The sequence below is a fragment of the Lelliottia sp. AC1 genome (assembly GCF_023278595.1).
In the GTDB taxonomy this organism is placed as follows: domain Bacteria; phylum Pseudomonadota; class Gammaproteobacteria; order Enterobacterales; family Enterobacteriaceae; genus Enterobacter; species Enterobacter nimipressuralis.
Window position 1 is genome coordinate 2,624,092 of the sequence record NZ_CP025699.1, and the last position, 21,423, is coordinate 2,645,514.

The window sequence follows — 21,423 nt, forward strand, 5'->3', positions numbered from 1 at the left end:
ATCAGTTTTTCTCTTCCTTTTTCACCACTTCGATACCCAGCTCAGACAGAGAGGCCGGGTTAGCAAAGCTTGGCGCTTCGGTCATCAGACACGCAGCGGCGGTGGTTTTCGGGAAGGCAATCACATCACGGATGTTATCAGTACCGGTCAGCAGCATGGTCAGACGATCCAGACCAAACGCCAGGCCTGCGTGCGGTGGAGTGCCGTACTTCAGGGCATCCAGCAGGAAGCCGAACTTCTCGCGCTGCTCTTGCTCGTTAATGCCCAGAATGCCGAATACGGTCTGCTGCATTTCGCCGCTGTGGATACGTACGGAACCGCCGCCCACTTCGTAGCCGTTGATCACCATATCGTAGGCGTTGGCCACTGCGTCTTCCGGTGCCGCATTCAGCTCGCTCGCCGTCATGTCTTTCGGTGCGGTGAACGGGTGGTGCATCGCCGTCAGGCCGCCTTCACCATCATCTTCAAACATTGGGAAGTCGATCACCCACAGCGGAGCCCATTTGGCTTCGTCAGTCAGGTTCAGGTCTTTACCCAGTTTGAGACGCAGTGCGCCCAGCGCATCGGCCACCACTTTTTTGTTGTCTGCGCCGAAGAAGATCATGTCGCCATCCTGCGCGCCGGTGCGCTCAAGGATTGCTTCTACGATCTCAGCGTTCAGGAATTTCGCAACAGGGCTGGTGATGCCTTCGATGCCTTTCGCACGTTCGGTGACTTTAATATAAGCCAGGCCTTTCGCACCGTAGATTTTCACGAAATTGCCGTAGTCATCAATTTGTTTACGGCTGAGCTGTGCGCCACCTGGAACACGCAGGGCAGCCACACGGCCTTTCGGATCGTTAGCCGGGCCAGAGAAGACCGCAAACTCAACCGCTTTCAGCAGGTCCGCGACGTCCACCAGCTCCATCGGGTTACGCAGATCTGGTTTATCAGAACCGTAGCGGCGTTCTGCTTCTGCGAAGGTCATGATCGGGAACTCGCCCAGATCCACGCCCTTCACGTCCTGCCACAGACCACGAACCAGCGCTTCCATAATTTCGCGCACCTGAGGTGCGGTCATGAAGGAGGTCTCGACGTCGATCTGGGTGAATTCAGGCTGACGGTCAGCGCGCAGGTCTTCGTCGCGGAAGCATTTAACGATCTGATAGTAGCGATCGAAGCCAGACATCATCAGCAGCTGTTTGAACAGCTGAGGAGACTGTGGCAGCGCGTAGAATTTGCCTTTATGTACACGAGACGGAACCAGGTAATCGCGCGCGCCTTCCGGCGTGGCTTTGGTCAGCATCGGGGTTTCGATATCGAGGAAACCGTGGTCGTCCATGAAACGACGCACCAGGCTTGTGATCTTGGCGCGGGTTTTCAGGCGCTGAGCCATTTCCGGGCGACGCAGATCCAGATAGCGATATTTCAGACGCGCTTCTTCAGTGTTGACGTGGTTGGAGTCAAGCGGCAGCGATTCTGAACGGTTGATGATAGTCAGGTCGGACGCCAGCACTTCAATGGCACCCGTCGCCATATCGGCGTTGATATTTTTTTCGTCACGCGCACGCACGGTGCCGGTGACCTGGATGCAGAACTCATTACGCAGTTCGGAGGCCAGCTTTAACGCGTCCGCACGATCCGGATCGAAGAACACCTGCACGATGCCTTCACGGTCACGCAAATCGATGAAGATAAGGCTACCAAGATCACGACGGCGGTTGACCCAACCACACAGGGTCACCTGCTGTCCAACGTGGGACTGACGCAACTGCCCGCAATATTCTGTACGCATGAGATATCCCTTAATTTAGCCGCAGGCTAAATGTCGCCTGATTTACAGGCTACTATGTCGCAGCTTTCTGTATGTCACAACTGGATGAAAAAAGGCGGCTATTATACTGGAAATTCCGCCGTACGATAAGAGAGAAGCTTGCCAGACGCGCGATTGCTGCGCTCTTATTGCGCATTCTCACAAAAATTAACAAAATTGTCCGATCTGACCTGCCTTTATCATCGTAAGGTGTAACGGACGCTAATTTTTGACTGGAGTAACGATGTTAACACTTGATGCCACCAAAACCGCGCTTGTCGTGATCGATTTACAGGAAGGTATCCTGCCGTTCGCCGGTGGCCCGCATACCGCGGCAGATGTGGTCAGCCGCAGCGCCCGTCTTGCGGATAAATGTCGCGCCAGCGGATCGCCGGTGGTGATGGTGCGCGTTGGCTGGTCAGCCGACTTCGCCGAAGCGCTAAAACAGCCTGTGGATGCGACAGCCCCTGCCGCCGCGCTGCCTGCAAACTGGTGGACCTACCCTGAAACGCTTGGCAAACAGGATAGCGATATCGAAGTCACCAAACGCCAGTGGGGCGCGTTTTACGGCACCGATCTGGAGCTGCAGCTACGCCGTCGCGGGATCGACACCATTATCCTGTGCGGTATTTCCACGAACATCGGCGTGGAATCCACCGCGCGTAACGCATGGGAACTGGGCTTTAACCTGGTCATTGCCGAAGACGCATGCAGTGCTGCTTCCGCGGATCAACATCAGGGCAGCATGGTCCACATCTTCCCGCGTATTGGTCGCGTGCGCAGCACCGACGAGATTTTACACGCGTTATGATCTATCTGGGTCTTCCCCAATGGTCGCACCCGAAATGGGTGCGCCTTGGCATTACCAGCCTTGAAGAGTATGCCCGCCATTTTAACTGCGTGGAGGGCAATACAACGCTGTACGCCCTGCCCCGTGCGGAAATCGTCGCGCGCTGGCGCGAGCAGACCACCGACGATTTCCGCTTTTGCTTTAAATTCCCGGCCACCATTTCTCACCAGGCGGCGTTGCGCCAGTGCGGGGATTTAACCGAGGAGTTTTTCGAGCGGATGTCGCCGCTGGACAACCGCATCGGTCAGTACTGGCTGCAACTCCCGGCCACCTTCGGCCCGCGCGACCTGCCTGCGCTGTGGCATTTTCTCGATGCCCTGCCGCGTGAGTTCACCTACGGTGTGGAAGTCCGTCATCCGGAATTTTTCAGCAAGGGCGAGGCGGAAAAAGCCCTCAATCGTGGGCTGCATGCGCGCAGTGTGAATCGGGTGATCCTCGACAGTCGCCCTGTTCATAGCGCCGTCCCGCACAGCGAAGCCATAATCGATGCCCAGCGCAAAAAACCGAAAGTGCCGGTGCATGCGGTGGTCACGTCGAATAATCCGATGGTGCGGTTTATCGGCAGCGACAACATGCAGCAAAATCGCGATATGTTCGCCGTGTGGCTGCAAACGTTGCCAAAGTGGGAGCAAACGACGACCCCCTATCTTTTCCTGCATACGCCGGATATCGCCCAGGCGCCTGAACTGGTCGATGTTCTTTGGCAAGCCTTGCTGGCTGCGGTTCCGTCCCTCGGCCCTGCGCCTTCTATCCCACAACAATCTTCTCTTTTCTGACATCAGCCCCTATCATAGAAGTGCCATCTGCCAAAAACAGGGAGTTTGTATGGTCAGCGCACTGTACGCGGTGTTAGGTGCATTATTACTGATTAAGTTTTCGTTTGATGTTGTGCGCCTGAGAATGCAGTACCGCGTCTCTTACGGTGACGGTGGGTTTTCAGAGTTACAAAGCGCCATCCGCATTCATGGTAATGCGGTGGAATATATCCCCATTGCACTGATCCTGCTGCTGTTAATGGAGATGGACGGCGCGGAAACCTGGATGGTTCACGTCTGCGGCTTGCTGCTGATTGCCGGACGCCTGATGCATTATTACGGTTTTCACCAACGCCTGTTCCGCTGGCGTCGTTCCGGCATGAGCGCAACCTGGTGTTCGCTTTTGCTGATGGTGCTGGCTAACCTCTGGTATATGCCGTGGGAGTTGGTTTTCTCTTTCCATTAGCGCACAATACGCCACTTTATTTTTCCCGGATTTTTACGTTATGTCTGATCGCGACACGCTTTTTTCCGCGCCTATCGCCAGTCTGGGCGACTGGACCTTTGATGAACGGGTAGCCGAAGTCTTCCCGGATATGATCCAGCGCTCTGTTCCAGGTTATTCCAATATTATCTCTATGATCGGCATGCTGGCTGAACGCTTCGTTCAACCCGGTACGCAGGTTTATGACCTGGGTTGTTCACTGGGCGCCGCGACGCTGTCCGTTCGCCGTAATGTGCATCACGAAGGCTGCAAAATCATTGCCGTCGATAACTCCCCCGCGATGGTAGAACGCTGCCGTCGTCATCTTGATGCTTATAAAGCGCCCACACCCGTTGACGTCATCGAAGGCGATATTCGCGATATCGAGATCGAAAATGCCTCCATGGTGGTTCTGAATTTTACCCTGCAGTTCCTGGTGCCCGAAGATCGCCAGTTGTTGCTGGACAAAATTTACAAGGGGCTGAATCCCGGCGGCGCGCTGGTGTTGTCGGAAAAATTCAGTTTTGAAGACGCGAAGGTCGGCGAGCTGCTGTTTAACATGCATCACGACTTTAAACGCGCTAACGGCTACAGCGAGCTGGAAATCAGTCAAAAGCGCAGCATGCTGGAAAATGTAATGCTCACCGACTCCGTCGAAGCACATAAAGCGCGCCTGCATAACGCCGGTTTTGAGCACAGCGAGCTGTGGTTCCAGTGCTTTAACTTTGGTTCCCTGGTGGCACTGAAAGGGGACAGCGCATGATCGACTTCAGTAATTTCTACCAGCTTATCGCCAAAAACCATCTCTCCCACTGGCTGGAAACCCTGCCCGCGCAGGTGGCCGCCTGGCAGCGCGACTCCCTGCACGGTCAGTTTAAGCAGTGGAGCAATGCCGTTGAGTTTTTGCCGGACATGACGCCCTACAAACTGGATCTGCTGCACAGCGTGACGGCTGAAAGCGCCGAGCCATTGAGCGAAGGACAGCTGCTGCGTCTTGAAAAGCTGATGCGCAATCTGATGCCATGGCGTAAAGGCCCCTTCTCTCTTTATGGTCTGAACATTAATACCGAATGGCGTTCTGACTGGAAGTGGGATCGCGTTCTGCCCCATCTGTCTGATTTGACCGGTCGCACTATTCTGGATGTGGGCTGCGGGAGTGGCTATCACCTGTGGCGCATGATTGGCGCCGGGGCACATCTGGCGGTCGGTATCGATCCGATGCAGCTGTTTCTGTGCCAGTTTGAAGCGGTGCGCAAATTGCTGGGCAACGATCAGCGCGCACACGTTCTGCCGCTGGGCATTGAGCAACTCCCTGCCCTGAACGCGTTTGATACCGTCTTCTCGATGGGCGTGCTGTATCACCGCCGCTCGCCGCTGGAGCATCTGTGGCAGCTGAAAGATCAGCTGGTCAGCGGTGGCGAACTGGTGCTGGAGACGCTGGTGATCGAGGGTGACGAAAACGCGGTACTGGTGCCGGGCGATCGTTACGCGCAGATGCGTAACGTCTATTTCATTCCCTCCGCGCTGGCGCTGAAGAACTGGCTGGCGAAGTGTGGCTTTGTCGATATCCGCATTGTGGATGTATGCGTGACCTCCACCGAAGAGCAGCGTCGCACAGAATGGCTGACCACCGAGTCGCTGGCAGAATTCCTCGACCCGAACGACAGCAGCAAAACCATCGAAGGGTATCCCGCGCCGATGCGTGCAGTCTTGATCGCAACGAAGCCGTAATGTCCCTGGCGAAACAGGTGCACTACCTTTCCTCAAGACACAGTTCAAGGCCCGGCAACGCCGCTGGGCTTAAAATATAAAAGTGAAAAAAAGGCCCCTGTTGAAATTGCAGGGGCCTGGTACAAGCAAGCATCATATTGGGCGACATGATGCGCGGTAAAAATCGTTGCTACACGTGAAACTGGTCAATCATGGATTTCATTACCGCAACCGACTCTCCATCTACGCTGTAGCGGGAGTACTCATCCGCTTCTGCATCTGTCGACATTGACAATCCTGTATTGCGATATCGCATAGGCGAAGGCGTCCACTTGCCTGCTGAGCTGTGAAGCTCTTCTACCCCTGCGTTTAAAAACGTTTTCAGATTGCTGGCTCGAACACCAGCACCTGCCATTATTATTGGAACACCGGAATGCCCTTTTAGTTCCATAATTAATTGCAGTCCTTTTTCCGCCGTTGCTTGCTGGCCGGATGTCAGGATACGTGCAACGCCTAATTCTGCTAAATTTTCAAAAGCTTGAATGGGGTCTTTGCACATATCAAACGCGCGATGGAAAGTCACCGCCATCCCTTTTGCAGCCGCCATAATCTGGCGCATACGCGGCATATCGACATTTGCGTCTTCATCAAGCAAACCGATCACCAGACCTGGGAAGCCCAGCTCGCGTACCCGGACGACGTCTTCCAGCATGGCGTCAAACTCACCCGCAGAATAACAAAAATCACCGCCGCGTGGGCGAATGATGGGATGAACGGGGATCGTCACCGCCTCGCGAACAGACTTCAGCACACCGTATGACGGGGTTAATCCGCCCTCTTTCGGTGCCGCGCACAGTTCAACGCGATCGGCCCCGTTTTGTTGCGCAGTCACAGCACACTCCATGCTGTAACAACAGATCTCCAGTAGCGCCACACTTCCTCCTAAAATCCACGGTAATAGACCATCATGCCATGCCGCCAGAGGGCGGACTTAGCGTGAGTTCACACTCTTTTGCGGCTTACTCTTCGCTGGCCACAATTTGCTCGATCGTCCAGGGGTGAAATTTTACCGTCACTTTACCGTCGGTGACCGCCAGCGTTGGGTTTGGCAGACGCTCGCGCTCCCCTTTAGGTGAGCTGGTTTTCACGAAAATACCCGGCTGGCTCAGGCCGTCGTCAGACAACAGCGCCAGTGCGCGCGCATTCAGGGTTTCCGGATCGCCCGGCAGCACGATTTCGATGTGCTCCCAGCCCTCAATCGGATAACGTTTTTCGCCCGGCCAGGGTAATTCGACCACGCTGAACTGCCAGTGCGCCACGCAGACCGGCTGATGGAGTTTAAACAGACAAATGGGACGCCCGTTGATCACGTTTTCTGACAGCAGCTCACCGCACTGCTCAAATCCACGACGCCAGCGCTCCGCCGTCGCATTCTGATGGCAGCGCAGGGAAATGTGATCAGCGTCGAGCGGGGCAATATCCAGCCCCAGACGGGTGGCAAGTTCTGTGAACGCCTGGGTGAAACGCGGTAAATCTGCGGAAATATCATGCAGTTCATCAATGGAGTGCCAGTTCGTCATCAGCGGTTCTCTTATCCTGTCGCAAAGCCGCTAATTTACTCTGTTGGATGCCTGCAACCAACCGCAGATTTCACGATTTTCCTGCTGCATGCTTATGCACTATTTCATCGCCTGTTTTCTGAGCGCTCTTCAGCCTGCGCAATGCTGACGCCAGAGGGCATTTGCAGTATACTCCGGCCCTAAATTCTCAAACTGGTGCGGGTTGCAACTCCCCCGCAGCAAAAAAGTAAGGTATCCAGGTGAATATTCAGGCTCTTCTCTCCGAAAAAGTCAGTCAGGCACTGATTGCCGCAGGTGCGCCTGCGGATTGCGAACCGCAGGTTCGTCAGTCAGCAAAAGTACAGTTTGGCGACTATCAGGCTAATGGCGTGATGGCAGTGGCTAAAAAACTGGGCATGCCGCCGCGACAACTCGCTGAGCTGGTACTGACTCATCTGGATCTCAACGGCATTGCCAACAAGGTTGAGATTGCAGGTCCAGGCTTTATCAACATTTTCCTCGATCCGGCCTTCCTCGCGGGTCACATTGACGCGGCGCTGAAATCTGACCGTCTGGGTGTGACTCAGCCGCAAGCGCAAACCATCGTTGTCGATTACTCTGCGCCAAACGTGGCAAAAGAGATGCACGTCGGTCACCTGCGCTCCACCATCATCGGCGATGCCGCTGTGCGCACCCTGGAGTTCCTGGGCCATAAAGTGATTCGCGCGAACCACGTTGGCGACTGGGGTACCCAGTTCGGAATGCTGATTGCCTATCTTGAAAAGCAGCAGCAGGAAAATGCGGGCGAAATGGCGCTGGCAGACCTGGAAGGTTTCTACCGTGAAGCCAAAAAACATTACGACGAAGATGAAGCTTTCGCCGAGCGCGCACGTAGCTATGTGGTGAAACTCCAGGGCGGCGACGCCTACTTCCGCGAAATGTGGCGCAAGCTGGTTGACATCACGATGTCCCAAAACCAGATCACCTATGACCGTCTGAACGTCACCCTGACCCGCGACGACGTGATGGGCGAAAGCCTTTATAACCCCATGCTGCCGGGCATCGTGGCCGATCTGAAAGCCAAAAATCTGGCGGTCGAGAGCGAAGGCGCAACGGTTGTGTTCCTTGATGAGTATAAAAACAAGGAAGGCGAACCGATGGGCGTGATCATCCAGAAAAAGGATGGCGGCTATCTCTACACCACGACGGATATCGCCTGTGCGAAATACCGTTACGAAACGCTGCATGCGGATCGCGTGCTGTACTACATCGATTCCCGTCAGCACCAGCACCTGATGCAGGCGTGGACCATCGTGCGTAAAGCCGGTTATGTGCCGGATTCGGTTCCGCTTGAACACCACATGTTCGGCATGATGCTGGGTAAAGACGGCAAGCCGTTCAAAACCCGCGCCGGGGGTACCGTTAAACTCTCCGATCTGCTGGATGAAGCGCTGGAACGCGCGCGCCGTCTGGTGGCCGAGAAGAACCCGGATATGCCAGCCGACGAGCTGGAAAAACTGGCGACCGCCGTCGGTATCGGCGCGGTGAAATACGCGGATCTGTCCAAAAACCGTACCACCGATTACATCTTCGACTGGGACAACATGCTGGCCTTCGAAGGCAACACGGCGCCGTACATGCAGTATGCCTATACCCGTGTGCTGTCTGTGTTCCGTAAAGCCGACATTGATGAAAGCGCGCTGGCGAATGCTACCGTGGTGATCAATGAAGACCGCGAAGCGCAGCTGGCTGCCCGTCTGCTGCAGTTTGAAGAGACGCTGGCGGTGGTTGCCCGTGAAGGCACGCCGCACGTCATGTGTGCGTACCTGTACGATCTGGCGGGCCTGTTCTCTGGCTTCTACGAACACTGCCCTATCCTCTCCGCCGAAAGCGAAGCGATCCGCAACAGCCGTCTGAAACTGGCGCAGCTGACCGCGAAGACGCTGAAGCTGGGGCTGGATACCCTCGGGATCGAAACCGTAGAGCGTATGTAATACAGAAATAAAAAACCCGGCAATTGCCGGGTTTTTTATTATCAGAAGTATTTACGCAAATACTCCGTCAGACACAAAATCGCCATCGCCTGACCGTACGGCATCGAGGTCAGCGGGATCTGGCGATAAAACTCCAGATCGCTGCCCATCCCCGTGCCAAACGACGTTTGTAGCAACTCCCCTTCCGGCGAAATATTGTTCACAATTCCCCGAATCGCTTTCTCCGCCACTGCAGCGTATTCCGCACCAACGTAACGCTTGCGCACCGCTTTTAAGATCCCGTAGGCAAAGCCTGCCGTGGCGGATGCTTCCAGATACGACTTGGGATCGTCAAGCAGCGTATGCCACAGGCCGCTCTCATCCTGACATTGCGCCAGCGCGGCGATTTGCGCATTCAGAACCTGCACCAGATAACGGCGCACCGCGTTGTTCTCCGGCAAATCCACCAGCTCAAGGAAGTCCGGGATGACAATAGTCAGCCAGCTATTGCCGCGCGCCCAGCGGGCTTTGGCAAAATTGTGCTGCCCGTCGTAGTTCCATCCGTGGAACCACAGCCCGGTTTCGCGATCCATCAGGTTCTGAACGTGCAGCAGGAACTGATACACCGCCTCTTCCACATACTCCGGGCGATTGAGCAATTTGCCTATTTTCGCCAGCGGCAGGACAGTCATCATCAGCGTGTCGTCCCACATTTGCTGATGATTCTCTTCCGCCAGGGTGATGTGCTGCATGCCGCCGTGCGCCGTGCGCGGCATGTCGTTCATCGCCCACTCTGCCCAGCTCTCCAGCCATGGCAAATAGGTGGCATTTTGCGTCTCCTCAAAGCGGTACGCCAGAGTCAGGAACGGGGCCATCGTATTGACGTTTTTGGTGGTCGCGCCTTCGGCAAAGCGGTCGGCAAACCAGCCGTCGATGATGTCACGCATGTGGCTGTCACCGGTCTGGCAGTAATACTGCCAGATGCCGTATAAGCCCACGCCGTGCGTCCACTCCCATCCCGCCCAGCCTTTGGTGTCGATCACGCGCCCGTCGTCCAGCCGCAGCAAAAATTCGCCGGTTTTATCGTGGATGTTCACCAGATTGTGCGTCACCTTTTCAATCAGTGATTTCAGTTCATCCCTGGCAATAAAATGCTCAGGCTGACGCAGTAACGGGCTATGTTTGACAGGCCAAACCTTCATAATCTTAACCTCTGTGATATGTCGAATTCAGTACCGCGCGATCCTTCAGGGAAGGTGCCGCCGGTTTATTGCGATTCAGATAACCAATGTTGTTATTGCCCCACAAGGATTCGTACGGCATCCCGGCCAGCAGCTCAACGGTGGCGCGGGCCTGCGGGGTCGCCGTTTCCGGCATCGCGTGTCCGGACTCGCGCATTTTGGCGGTCTCTTCACGCAGGGTGCTGTGAGTTTCCAGGTTCAGTTTAAAGCGCAGGGAGACCAGGAAACCGCAGGCCAGCACCAGAATGGTGCCCACACTCAGGATCATCAGAATGGTGTGGCTCACTTCTGCTGGCTGGGTTTTCTGGCCGCTGACAAAGCCGGACATCTGCATCACAATCCCCACCAGCATGATGGCTCCGGCCTGCGAGGCTTTACGCGTCAGGGTCATAATCCCGGCGAAAATCCCTTCGCGGCGCTGGCCGGTGATCACTTCATCCACGTCAGCAATATAGGTGTAGATATTCCACGGAACGTAGTTGATGCCCCCGCGACCCAAACCTGCCACGGCTGAGATCAGCAGCAACAGCGAATAGACGTCGCTCAGCCCGGCGTAATAGAGCACCGCGTAGGAGATAGAAGCCAGACCAAACAGCACGACCACCATGCGGTACGACGGGGCCGGTCCAAAGCGGATGCAGAGCGGGATCATGGCGATTACAGCGATGAACTGGAAGATGGCCATGGTGCCCAGTAAGTTCGACGCCATCGACGCTTCCTGCATCAGCACAAATACCACGTAATAGGTGAACACCGCGTTGAAGACGTCCTGCGCGATATAGCCGCCCAGATACATCCCAAGATGCTGGCGGAAAATTTTCACTCGCAGGGTTGAGCTTAACTCGACAAACAGACGGTTCAGACTCTGGCTCAGATTGAGTTTTTTCTTCTCTTCTTCTGCGCGCAGTGCCGCTTCAGACCACTCTTCACGTGGACGCTCCCAGGTAAAGATCCAGACGAAAGTCAGCATCATTGCGCACAGCACGGAGAAGACCAGGCTCGCGTAGAAGAAGGAGATCGCGTTGTCTTTACCGAAGTGAGTCAGCAGGATACCCGGCAGGAAAGAGGCCAGAATCGCGGACATCTGCGCCATAGAGATACGCGCGCCGGAGAATTTCGTTTTCTGTTTGAAATCGTCCGTCATTTCCGGGACTAAGGTTTCGTAAGGCACCAGAATCATAGTGTACACGATATCGAAGATCAGGTAGGTGACCAGGTAGTACCAGAAGCCCATATCCCCTACCCACATCATCGAGTAGCTGAAAACGCAGGGAATACCGAGCAGGATAAAGAACTTACGGCGGCCAAAGCGTTTGCCGAGCCAGGTGGTGCCAAAGTTATCGGTCAGGAAGCCCATTAACGGGCTGACCACCGCGTCAAGCACCCTGGCGGCCGCAAAAATAAAGGTCGCCTCAATCGGCGAGAGCCCACAGAACGTCGTATAAAAATATAACAGCCAGGCCGCCGTCAGCGCGGTTGTGCCTGCCCCAAGAAAATCGCCTGACCCGTAGGCGAGGTAATTTGCGAGTCCAATTTTACGTGTTTTCATTGCCGTCAACCCTTTGAATGTTGGGAGACTCCCTGTATGCAAACCTCGTCCGGGAGTTTTTACACGGCTACAGTAAAAGTATCGTTCTATTGATACCTTTCTGTTTCTGCCACTGCCTGAGGGCGAATGGCAATAATGCAAAGAGATTCCGTACGCGTGTCACTGATTTATAAAACAGCGTTTCTCTTGCATCAAAAGGCGGGGTCATTTTTTGGGAGCCAGCCGTCAGTTTCTGCTGACGGCTGGTGAAAAGGCAGGCAATTAGCGGTAATTCACAATCACTTCGTTGCTTTGGACTTTGAGTGCGGGGATCAGACGTCCTCCGCCCGGGACTTCCCAGACAAAACGCAGCGGCTCAACGGCAGGCACGCCATTGAAAGCGTGCGTGGTGCCACTTTCACCGTCCAGTTCAGTGCAGCGCGTCTGCGAGCACAGGCGTACGCGCAGGCCCGCAGGCGTCGGGCCAATTAGCTGATAACGCCAGACCACCAGCGTCATCAGCCCGGAGGCCGGTTCTGAGGCGGAAAGCGGTCGCGACGAAGCCGATACCCCGCGATTGCTCAGGGTGATACCAATACTGCTCGCCTGCCAGGTGCCTTCCCCGGCGGCCTGAGCTAACATCGGGAACAGTAAAATCCATAGCCAGTGACGCATTATTTGCCTCCGATGGTCGCCGTCATACGAATATGACGGTTATCCGACAGTTCCAGATTCGACAGTACCACCAGCTGCGTCAGACTGCGGCGCAGGAAGCGAGAGAGCAGCGGACGCAGCGCGTGATTCACCAGCAGAACCGGCGGAGCGCCAAGCATCTCCTGACGCGCCAGTGCCTCTTGCGTTTGCGCCAGCAGACGGTCTGCCAGACCCGGCTCCAGGCCGCCACCGCCCTGCAGCGCTTGCAGCAGCAGACGCTCAAGCGGCGTATCGAGACCAATCACCTGCACTTCGCCGGAGCCAGGGAACCACAGCTGGGTGATGGCACGGCCCAGCGCCACACGCACCACGGCGGTGAGTTCGTGCGGATCGCTCTGCAATGGCGCATGTTCCGCCAGGGTTTCCAGAATGGTGCGCATATCGCGGATCGGCACTTTTTCGTCGAGCAGGTTTTGCAGCACTTTGTGCAGCGTGGTTAACGTTACTACGCCCGGCACCAGATCTTCTGTCAGCTTCGGCATCTCCTGGGTGACGCGGTCGAGCAACTGCTGCGCTTCCTGACGGCCAAACAGCTCCGCCGAGAACTGCCCAATCAGGTGGTTCAGGTGTGTCGCCACGACGGTACTGGCTTCCACCACCGTATAGCCCTGGATCTGCGCCTGCTCTTTCAGCGCACTTTCAATCCAGATTGCCGCCAGGCCAAAGGCCGGATCGATGGTCTGTTCGCCCGGCAGCGTACCCGCCGCTGTGCCTGGGTTAATCGCCAGCCAGCGCCCCGGATAGGCATCGCCGCTGCCAATCTCTACACCTTTCATTAAAATGCGATAGCGCGCAGGCGGCAGATCCATGTTGTCGCGGATGTGCACCACCGGCGGCAGGAAGCCCATATCCTGGGCGAATTTTTTACGGATACTGCGGATACGGCCCAGCAGCTCGCCGTCCTGCTGGAAATCAACCATCGGGATCAGGCGATAGCCCACTTCCATCCCGAGGGAATCTTCCAGCTGGACGTCGTTCCAGGTGGCTTCCACCGACTGATTATTTTCCGGCATTTTGACCGGTGCCGGTTCAGCTGCCGGTTTGGTTTCGCGTCCACGCAGCCACCAGGCAAGCCCCAGCAAAGCGCCAGTAAACAGCAGGAAAACAAAGTTTGGCATGCCCGGGACAAGGCCAAGCAGGCCCAGTACCGCCGCAGAGAGCATCAGCACGTTCGGGTTAGTGAACAGTTGGCTGACCATCTGCTGACCGACGTCTTCGTCGGTGCTTACGCGGGTCACGATCACACCCGCCGCGGTTGAGATCACCAGCGCCGGGATCTGCGCCACCAGACCGTCACCGATCGTCAGCAGCGTATAGCTTTCCGCCGCATGGCCCATGTCCATGCCATGCTGGAGAACACCCACCAGCAGACCACCGACGATGTTAATCACCATGATCAGGATCCCGGCGATGGCATCCCCGCGCACGAATTTACTCGCACCGTCCATCGAACCGTAGAAGTCCGCTTCCTGAGTAACGTCGGAACGGCGCTTTTTCGCTTCATCTTCGCCAATCAGCCCGGCGTTGAGATCGGCGTCAATCGCCATCTGTTTGCCCGGCATCCCGTCGAGGACAAAACGGGCGCCGACTTCAGCGATACGGCCCGCACCTTTGGTGATAACCATGAAGTTAATGATAACGAGGATAACGAACACCACGATACCAATAGCAAAGTTGCCACCGACGAGGAAGTGACCAAAGGCCTCAACCACTTTACCCGCCGCTGCACCGCCCGTATGCCCTTCCATCAGAATGATACGCGTTGACGCCACGTTCAGCGCCAGGCGAAGCAAGGTGGTGAACAGCAGGATGGTCGGGAACGCCGCAAACTCAAGGGTACGCTGGGTGAACATCGCCACCAGCAGCACCATAATCGAGAGCGCAATGTTGAATGTGAAAAGCAGGTCGAGGATAAATGCTGGCAACGGCAGCACCATCATCGACAAAATTAGCAGGATGAGAATCGGCCCGGCAAGGATCTGCCATTGCGTCGATTTCATGTTGCTGGGCAGGCGCAACATTGCCACCAGATTAGCCATCAGTGTCCTTCTCGTTCATAAAATCCAGTGCCTCAGGCACCGGCAGATTTTCAGGTTTCACAGGTCGTTGACCGCCTGCCAAACGCCAGCGTTTCAGCTGCCAGACCCAGGCCAGCACTTCCGCCACAGCGGCGTAGAGCTGACCAGGAATTTGCTGTCCAATTTCAGCATGACGATACAGAGCACGCGCCAGCGGCGGGGCTTCCAGGACCGGCACGCGGTGTTCAGCGCCAATTTCACGGATGCGCAGGGCGATAAGTCCCGCCCCTTTCGCCACCACTTTTGGCGCACTCATTTTGTTTTCATCGTACTTCAGCGCCACGGAGTAGTGGGTCGGGTTGGTGACGATCACGTCCGCTTTCGGAACATCTTCCATCATGCGACGACGCGCAGCCGCGCGCTGCATCTGACGAATACGCCCCTTCACATGAGGGTCACCTTCCATCTGTTTGTATTCGTCACGAAGATCCTGCCGTGACATACGTAATTTTTTGATATGGCTGTAAATCTGGAAGAAGACGTCAAATCCCACCATCGGAATAATGCTGAGCACCACCAGCACCGCGCACAGCCCGACCAAATTCATGGCGTTGCTCATGGCCGTCAAAGGGGATTCGCTGATCAAGCGCATCATATCGGGCCAGTGGTGCCAGAGATAAAACCCGGCGGTGCTCCCCATCAGAACGGATTTCAGAATCGCTTTGAGCAGCTCCGCCCCCGTTTGCGCCGAGAACATTTTGGCAATGCCGGGAAACGGATTGAGTTTGGAAAATTTGGGCTGCAGAGATTTCGTGCTGAACACCAGGCCGCCCAGCATAACGGGCGAGACCAGGGCCACAATCACCACACCGGTAATCAACGGCAACAGCGCGATCATCGCGTCTTTAATCAGCAAAATGATTTGGCTGAGGATCAGGTTGGGATCATTCACCATACTGTGGTCGAAACGCAGCCCGGCCGAGAGCATTCCCGCCAGTCTGCGGGCAAACGACTCCCCGCCCATCCAGATAATGCATACACCTACGATTAAAATCAGCAGGGATGTCAGCTCTCGGGATCGGGGGATTTGCCCTTCCTCACGCGCTTTGTCTAGTCGGTGGGGTGTGGGGGCTTCTGTTTTGTCGTCGCTGTCTTCTGCCACAGTGCGCGCTCTCTGCCCATTTCGTCACGCGTATCATGCCAGAGCACACCCAACTCAATGGACGGAAAAGCCTGTATAACTTGCCGTTTTTAGCCTGTTTAACGGCCAAAACTCACCAGGCTTAAAAATTTTGTGTCTAATTTTAGACTTTTCAGCGCACGGTTAATGTGGTTTATAAAATGAAATAAACGTCTTTTGTGTTGTTTAAACGCGTCTTGCAAACGCTTTACCTCGATTAACCACAAAGCACTCATAACACCAAAATAACAATAAATATCAACACGTTTATAATGGTAATCATGCTTAACATTATTAATCTGAGAATTATTTAATAACACAAACCGGTGAACACTTTACAGTCAAGTTCGAATAAATTACCCTATATAATATCAATTAAGCCATACTTCCGTCCGAAGCAAATACCTTTTATACTGGCGTGTGAAATAACGTTATTTATTAAGTTCACTTTCACCAGTAATCTCAACATGGAATTTATTGTTAAGGACGTTCTGATTATGAAACTCAGGTACCCTATTATTTCTGGCGCATTGATGGCGCTGACTTCAGTAAGTACATTCGCTGCAGAAATGAATGCAGGAAAGATTCATTTCACAGGGGAAATTATTGAGCCAAGCTGTGTCATTGACGGCGATGATGGTACAGACAGTACCGTTCCCCTGGGCACCTATACCACGACTTTATTTACAGCGCCCGGTGTTGAGTCACCCTTGACGCCCTTCAAAATAACCCTGAAAGATTGTCCGTTGAAAAGTGATGGCCTTCCGTCTATTCAACTGACCTTTACCGGTGCCACCACCCTGACAAAGACGAAAAACCTGCTTGATGTCAGCAAGATAACGACTGCCGGGGCAACAGCCGCTACGGGTGTGGGTATCGCTGTGAGCCTTGATGGCGCGGATGAAGACCTTATCACAATGGACGGAGCGGAAGATCAGGTCTATATCGAACTTCCTACCAAAACCACCGACACAATTAGCGCCAATTTCAATGCGCGCTATCGATCGTTTGCTGAAAAGGTCACACCCGGCCCTGCCGATGCGGATATGACGGTTAATATTATTTATCGTTAATCGTCCGTCCAGCCCATTCCTGATATCAATACTTCCGCAAAGAAGTATATTCTCGAATGGGCATTTATAAGAAATACCTAACTCACTCCATACTTCTGAGCCATTATTTTAGATCAGGACAAATATTACGCATGCGTATTTATCCGCTAATTCTATTACTGACACCTGTTATATTTTCTTCATTCAGCCATGCGGCAGGCATCCAGGTTGGGCGTACGAGGATCGTCTACGATGCCGGTAAAAAGGAGGTTTCACTTCCGCTGACAAATAAAGAAACTGAACTTCCCTGGTTGATTCAATCCTGGACGGATACGGGAAACGGTAAAACTCGCGGGCCTTTTATCGTCACCCCGCCGTTATTTCGTCTTGAGCCCCAGAAAGAACAAAGTCTGAGGATCGCCTGGAACGGAACAGCAATCCCCGAGAACAAAGAGTCGTTGTTTTATATGAACGTTCGTACCATTCCTGCCACCGCGGCGGAGGACGACGATAAGAATGTGTTACGCCTGATCTACAAAACGCGTATCAAGCTGTTCTGGCGTCCAAAAGGGCTGAAGGGCGACCCTGATGAAACCTGCAAAAACCTGCGTTTTTCCCGTCACGGCAAGCCGCTGACGGTGACCAACGAGGGGGCTTTTCATATCACCTTTGACAACCTGAAACTGGGTAACGCAACGCTTGAGAAAGCCGATATGGTCACGCCTCAGTCGATCGTGGAGATCCCCGTGCCTGAGAGTGCGGCTGGCAGCCAGGTCAGTTGGCGATGCATCACCGATTATGGCAACGCTTCCGCCAAATACATTGCCACCCTGGGTCAGGGATAGGAAACGCCATGGCCAAAGGACTCGCTTCTATTTCCAGGCAGCGTGCCTGGCGCATAAATGCGCTCGTACGTTGCCTTGGCGGCGTGGCGTTGATGCTTTCATCCGCCGCACATACCCGAGAGTACCATTTTTCACCTTCTGCCCTGGAAGGCGATCAGCTGCCGCAGCAGGATATCGACCTGTCACTCTTTTCACACTCGAACACCCAGCTACCCGGCGTTTACCCTTCCCGCATTCTGCTCAACGATCTGCGTGTGGGCGACGCCAGTATTACTTATCTTGGCGGCAAAAGGGGTGAACTGGTGGCGCAGCTGACCCCTGATATGCTGCGAAAATGGGGCGTCGATATTGATAAGTTTCCGGCGCTGACGGTTCTGGATGCGTCGTCTGCGCTCCCTAAGCCTTTAGGAGAATACATTCCACAGGCCTCGGCGACGTTCGACTTTTCCGCCATGACGCTGCATCTGAGCATTCCGCAGGCCGCCATTGCGGCTAATGGCAGAGACTACATCGCCCCTTCCCGCTGGGATGATGGCGTGCCGGTGGCGTTCACGGATTACGCGTTTTCCGGCTCGCAAAATCAGGACAGCGACAAAAACACGACCAGCAATCAGTACCTCAATATGCGCAGCGGCGCGAACCTGGGCGGCTGGCGCGTGCGTAACTATTCCACCTGGAGCAAAACCGACGACGACAACAGCTGGGACACGGTTAACACCTTCGTGCAGCACGATCTTGATGCCCTGAAAGCACAGTTTACGGGCGGCGAAAGCAGCACTCAGGGCGAGGTATTCGACAGCCTGCAGTATCGCGGCATTAACATCGCGTCGGACGAAGAGATGCTGCCCTACAGCCAGCGCGGGTTCGCCCCGGTTATCCGCGGTATTGCCAGCTCCAATGCCGAAGTGTCGGTGCGCCAGAACGGTTATCTGATCTATCAGCAGAACGTTGCCCCCGGCGCGTTTGAAATCAACGACCTCTACTCCACAACCAACAGCGGCGATCTTGATGTCACCGTCAAAGAGGCCGATGGCACCGAGCATCATTTCACCCTGCCCTACTCCAGCATCGCCGTCATGCAGCGACCTGGACATCTGAAGTATGAATTCACCGCCGCACGCTATCGCGCAGACAGCGGGAGCGATCAGAATGAACCGCTGTTTGTGCAGGGAAGCGCGATCTATGGTGTGAACAACAGCATGACGCTGTTTGGCGGTGTTACGGCGTCAGAGGACTATCAGGCGGTCAATACCGGTGCAGGGGTTGCGCTGGGACGTTTCGGTACGGTGTCGGCGGATGTGACAACCGCGAAAACCCAGCTCGATAATCATACCGAGCGTTCCGGGCAGTCATACCGCCTGCTCTACTCAGGCAAAATTGATACCACCGACACCAACTTCACCCTCGCCAGCTATCGCTACTCCACCAGCGGCTACTACAGCTTTGCCGACGCCAACCAGAAATACGATCAGCATGAAAACGATCTGCTCTTCCAGTACAACAAACGTAACCGCATTCAGGCCAGCATCAGCCAGAATATTGCTGGCGTCAGTTTTTATCTCAATGGTTATCAGCAGGACTTCTGGCAGACGTCCCAGAAAGAGCGCAGCCTCTCAGCGGGCCTCAATACCGTGGTGGAAAGTATCAGCATTCACCTGGCTTATACCTACAGCAAAACCGAGGAAGACGAGAGCGATCAGATGGTCTCCCTTGGCTTTAGCGTCCCGCTGAGCAAATGGCTGCCACGCGCCTGGAGCAGCTATAACCTGAGCAACAGCAAGCACGGGTACACGCGGCAAAACATCGGGCTAAACGGGACGCTGCTGGATGACGAACGGCTCAACTATTCGCTGCAGCAAAGTCATTCCAACCATGACGGCGATGACACCAGCAGTCTGTACGGCAGCTATCGCTCGCAGTACGCCAATCTGAACGCCGGGTATTACACTTCATCCGACAAATCGCAGCAGTTGAGCTACGGCATGAGCGGTGCGGTGGTCGCCCACCCTCATGGAATTACCCTGGCTCAGCCGCTGGGTAGCCAGTTTGCCATCGTCAATGCTAACCATGCCTCTGGCGTACGTTTCCAGAACCAGCGCGGTATTCAGACTGACTGGCAGGGAAATGCCGTGATCCCATCGCTCACCCCTTATCAGGAAAACAGCATCCGCGTCGATACCACCAGCCTGCCGGAGGATGTCGATACCAGCGAAACCGCCGTCACGGTCATTCCCTCCCGTAACGCCGCCGTAACAGCAAGCTTTGATGCCCATGTCGGCTATCGCGCGCTGATTACCCTCACGCGCCCCGATGGCAGCACAGTGCCTTTTGCCGCCATCGCCACCGCTGTATCTCCGGTCATCAGCGGCATTGTCGACGATACGGGCACCGTTTATCTCGCCGGGGTCTCGGACACCGTTCAGTTAAATGTGAAATGGGGCGAGGGTGCGGATCAGCAATGTACGGCCAGCGTCCCGATTAGCACGAGAGTAGCCACGTCCAACCCGGCGGGTATCCGCTCCGTCAGCGCGCTTTGTAAGCAGGAAGAAAAACATGTTAATTAACGCCAAATCCCTCTGGGTACTGCTGTGCCTGTCCGTCCCTGTCACCACGCAGGCTGCGACCATTTTGCGCAACTGCTTTGTCCCTCAGGATTATCACGTTGCTTATGACGGCGATCTCAACGCCAGCGACAATAAAGCGGGACAGGATGTGGATATACCCGAACACCTGGTCGGGGAAAGTACAGTCATGGAAGCCAACTGTGATTGCCCTAAAAACATGACGGAATCGACGACGATTTATGAATTAACCCTGGCAGGCAGTCCGCTTCCACAGGGCACGAGTGGCTACGGTGCTCTCACTGATAAACTGGACATTAACGTTAAGGGGTATGTCGATGCGAGTAATTCCCCGGATGGTTCCGGCCTGGAGGGACTCAATATTAACGAGTACCCCACGCCTCAGAGCTCGATGTCAAAAACGATAGAGAAATTCAAAGCGACGGAAGGCACCGCGAGCGTCTGCAGCGAGAGCACGCGACCTGAGGATTCCGCTCCGGTTAAACGCCAGTTCCGCTGGAACGTTATCGGCGTGATCTTTCATGTCAAAAAGCCGATTCTTGGCAAAGAGATCATCCCCCCTACCGCCGTGGTGCAGAACTATGCCTGTCTCTATTTCGGCACAGGGAAATGTGATCCAGGTGATGCCCAGCAGGTCTCCACTATCTGGCTCAGTGGTTCACTCTCCGCCCCACTCAGTTGCACCATCAATGAAGGCAGCACCATTGAGGTTGATCTGGGCAATATTGTCAGTAAGCAGTTTCGGGCAAAAGGTCAGCCGCCGATGAACTATGCGTTGAAAAATGTGGATATTACCTATCACTGCGACGATAACGCGGTTGGCAACGACGATCGCATCAGAATGACCCTCAGCGCCGATCAGGGGGTGCTCGACAGTAGCGATCCGCTGATCGCGAAAATGCTCGACCGCGATGACGTCGGCGTCAGGGTCTTCACAGACGACAATAAAGACGTCCAGCTCGACGGCAGCTACGCATTTCCGGTGACGATGGATGAGCAGGGTAATGGATCAGTGAAGATCAAAGCCGCACCGGTAAGCACCACGAATGCCACGCCGGCACCCGGTAAATTTGAAGGGAACGTGACGGTAAAAATGGATTTGCGCTGAGTGATTCTCAGGCTGCAGCTGCAGCCTGAGAA

18 protein-coding genes are annotated in these 21,423 nt (G+C 54.9%); 10 read left to right on the forward strand and 8 right to left on the reverse strand.

Annotated elements, in window-relative coordinates; genetic code table 11:
• Position 1 precedes the first annotated feature (1 nt).
• Positions 2-1,774 (reverse strand): aspartate--tRNA ligase, encoded by a 1,773-nt coding sequence (gene aspS / locus C0560_RS12535; RefSeq protein ID WP_100779775.1) that lies wholly within the window; start codon positions 1,772-1,774, stop codon positions 2-4.
• 262 nt (positions 1,775-2,036) lie between these two features.
• On the opposite strand from aspS, the gene C0560_RS12540 reads away from it, so the two are divergent.
• From C0560_RS12540 to cmoB, 5 genes are read left to right on the forward strand one after another with little or no spacing between them, the layout of a single operon-like run.
• The gene (locus C0560_RS12540; RefSeq protein ID WP_248858650.1) at positions 2,037-2,603 is read left to right on the forward strand and encodes a hydrolase; all 567 of its coding nucleotides are present in this window, start codon (positions 2,037-2,039) and stop codon (positions 2,601-2,603) included.
• Positions 2,600-3,418 carry a DUF72 domain-containing protein gene (locus C0560_RS12545; protein WP_248858651.1) on the forward strand — a complete coding sequence of 273 codons (819 nt, stop codon included), beginning with the start codon at positions 2,600-2,602 and terminating at the stop codon, positions 3,416-3,418. The genes C0560_RS12540 and C0560_RS12545 overlap by 4 nt, the downstream gene beginning before the upstream one ends.
• A gap of 49 nt (positions 3,419-3,467) precedes the next feature.
• The gene (locus C0560_RS12550; RefSeq protein WP_248858652.1) at positions 3,468-3,863 is read left to right on the forward strand and encodes an MAPEG family protein; all 396 of its coding nucleotides are present in this window, start codon (positions 3,468-3,470) and stop codon (positions 3,861-3,863) included.
• Between the two features lie 40 nt (positions 3,864-3,903).
• Positions 3,904-4,644, forward strand: a complete 741-nt coding sequence (gene cmoA / locus C0560_RS12555) for a carboxy-S-adenosyl-L-methionine synthase CmoA (RefSeq protein ID WP_248858653.1) — start codon at positions 3,904-3,906, stop codon at positions 4,642-4,644.
• Positions 4,641-5,612 (forward strand): tRNA 5-methoxyuridine(34)/uridine 5-oxyacetic acid(34) synthase CmoB, encoded by a 972-nt coding sequence (cmoB, locus tag C0560_RS12560; RefSeq protein WP_100779770.1) that lies wholly within the window; start codon positions 4,641-4,643, stop codon positions 5,610-5,612. The genes cmoA and cmoB overlap by 4 nt, the downstream gene beginning before the upstream one ends.
• A gap of 169 nt (positions 5,613-5,781) precedes the next feature.
• Here the strand turns inward: cmoB and cutC are convergent, their stop codons facing one another.
• Positions 5,782-6,525 (reverse strand): copper homeostasis protein CutC, encoded by a 744-nt coding sequence (gene cutC, locus C0560_RS12565; protein ID WP_248858654.1) that lies wholly within the window; start codon positions 6,523-6,525, stop codon positions 5,782-5,784.
• Positions 6,526-6,610: 85 nt separating this feature from the next.
• Positions 6,611-7,171, reverse strand: a complete 561-nt coding sequence (locus C0560_RS12570) for a VOC family protein (RefSeq protein ID WP_102103989.1) — start codon at positions 7,169-7,171, stop codon at positions 6,611-6,613.
• A 239-nt stretch (positions 7,172-7,410) separates the two neighbouring features.
• On the opposite strand from C0560_RS12570, the gene argS reads away from it, so the two are divergent.
• Positions 7,411-9,144, forward strand: a complete 1,734-nt coding sequence (gene argS, locus C0560_RS12575; protein ID WP_100779767.1) for an arginine--tRNA ligase — start codon at positions 7,411-7,413, stop codon at positions 9,142-9,144.
• A 41-nt stretch (positions 9,145-9,185) separates the two neighbouring features.
• Here argS and C0560_RS12580 read toward each other — a convergent pair whose 3' ends face one another.
• The 5 genes from C0560_RS12580 to flhB form a co-directional block, all read right to left on the reverse strand.
• Complete coding sequence (locus C0560_RS12580; RefSeq protein WP_248858655.1) at positions 9,186-10,325, reverse strand: glycoside hydrolase family 105 protein; 1,140 nt, start codon at positions 10,323-10,325, stop codon at positions 9,186-9,188.
• 4 nt (positions 10,326-10,329) lie between these two features.
• Positions 10,330-11,913: an MFS transporter gene (locus C0560_RS12585; RefSeq protein ID WP_100779765.1), complete on the reverse strand. Its 1,584-nt coding sequence runs from the start codon at positions 11,911-11,913 to the stop codon at positions 10,330-10,332.
• A 261-nt stretch (positions 11,914-12,174) separates the two neighbouring features.
• Positions 12,175-12,567 (reverse strand): flagellar protein FlhE, encoded by a 393-nt coding sequence (locus C0560_RS12590; RefSeq protein WP_100779764.1) that lies wholly within the window; start codon positions 12,565-12,567, stop codon positions 12,175-12,177.
• Complete coding sequence (gene flhA, locus C0560_RS12595) at positions 12,567-14,645, reverse strand: flagellar biosynthesis protein FlhA (protein ID WP_248858657.1); 2,079 nt, start codon at positions 14,643-14,645, stop codon at positions 12,567-12,569. Before flhA ends, C0560_RS12590 begins: the two co-directional genes overlap by 1 nt.
• Positions 14,638-15,786, reverse strand: coding sequence for a flagellar biosynthesis protein FlhB (gene flhB, locus C0560_RS12600; protein ID WP_100779762.1), 1,149 nt, complete (start codon positions 15,784-15,786; stop codon positions 14,638-14,640). The genes flhA and flhB overlap by 8 nt, the downstream gene beginning before the upstream one ends.
• Before the next feature lie 485 nt (positions 15,787-16,271).
• Here flhB and C0560_RS12605 point away from each other — a divergent pair, with 485 nt between their 5' ends.
• From C0560_RS12605 to C0560_RS12620, 4 genes are all read left to right on the forward strand, one after another.
• Entirely contained in the window at positions 16,272-16,877 is a 606-nt protein-coding gene (locus tag C0560_RS12605) for a fimbrial protein (RefSeq protein ID WP_248858658.1), read from the forward strand.
• A 131-nt stretch (positions 16,878-17,008) separates the two neighbouring features.
• The gene (locus C0560_RS12610; protein WP_248858660.1) at positions 17,009-17,701 is read left to right on the forward strand and encodes a molecular chaperone; all 693 of its coding nucleotides are present in this window, start codon (positions 17,009-17,011) and stop codon (positions 17,699-17,701) included.
• An 8-nt stretch (positions 17,702-17,709) separates the two neighbouring features.
• A complete protein-coding gene (locus C0560_RS12615; protein WP_248858662.1) occupies positions 17,710-20,265 on the forward strand; it encodes a fimbria/pilus outer membrane usher protein in 2,556 nt (851 codons plus the stop codon).
• On the forward strand, positions 20,255-21,391 hold the full coding sequence (locus C0560_RS12620; protein WP_248858664.1) for a fimbrial protein: 1,137 nt from the start codon (positions 20,255-20,257) through the stop codon (positions 21,389-21,391). The genes C0560_RS12615 and C0560_RS12620 overlap by 11 nt, the downstream gene beginning before the upstream one ends.
• Positions 21,392-21,423: the final 32 nt, after the last annotated feature.

Bases quoted from the DNA above. Each gene is read 5' to 3' on its own strand.
- C0560_RS12570 (WP_102103989.1), bottom strand. From the start codon at position 7,171: ATGACGAACTGGCACTCCATTGATGAACTGCATGATATTTCCGCAGAT.
- C0560_RS12605 (WP_248858658.1), top strand. From the start codon at position 16,272: ATGGAATTTATTGTTAAGGACGTTCTGATTATGAAACTCAGGTACCCT.
- C0560_RS12550 (WP_248858652.1), top strand. From the start codon at position 3,468: ATGGTCAGCGCACTGTACGCGGTGTTAGGTGCATTATTACTGATTAAG.
- cmoB (WP_100779770.1), top strand. From the start codon at position 4,641: ATGATCGACTTCAGTAATTTCTACCAGCTTATCGCCAAAAACCATCTC.
- C0560_RS12580 (WP_248858655.1), bottom strand. From the start codon at position 10,325: ATGAAGGTTTGGCCTGTCAAACATAGCCCGTTACTGCGTCAGCCTGAG.
- C0560_RS12620 (WP_248858664.1), top strand. From the start codon at position 20,255: ATGTTAATTAACGCCAAATCCCTCTGGGTACTGCTGTGCCTGTCCGTC.
- cmoA (WP_248858653.1), top strand. From the start codon at position 3,904: ATGTCTGATCGCGACACGCTTTTTTCCGCGCCTATCGCCAGTCTGGGC.
- C0560_RS12545 (WP_248858651.1), top strand. From the start codon at position 2,600: ATGATCTATCTGGGTCTTCCCCAATGGTCGCACCCGAAATGGGTGCGC.
- C0560_RS12610 (WP_248858660.1), top strand. From the start codon at position 17,009: ATGCGTATTTATCCGCTAATTCTATTACTGACACCTGTTATATTTTCT.
- C0560_RS12590 (WP_100779764.1), bottom strand. From the start codon at position 12,567: ATGCGTCACTGGCTATGGATTTTACTGTTCCCGATGTTAGCTCAGGCC.
- C0560_RS12540 (WP_248858650.1), top strand. From the start codon at position 2,037: ATGTTAACACTTGATGCCACCAAAACCGCGCTTGTCGTGATCGATTTA.
- aspS (WP_100779775.1), bottom strand. From the start codon at position 1,774: ATGCGTACAGAATATTGCGGGCAGTTGCGTCAGTCCCACGTTGGACAG.
- C0560_RS12585 (WP_100779765.1), bottom strand. From the start codon at position 11,913: ATGAAAACACGTAAAATTGGACTCGCAAATTACCTCGCCTACGGGTCA.
- flhA (WP_248858657.1), bottom strand. From the start codon at position 14,645: ATGGCTAATCTGGTGGCAATGTTGCGCCTGCCCAGCAACATGAAATCG.
- C0560_RS12615 (WP_248858662.1), top strand. From the start codon at position 17,710: ATGGCCAAAGGACTCGCTTCTATTTCCAGGCAGCGTGCCTGGCGCATA.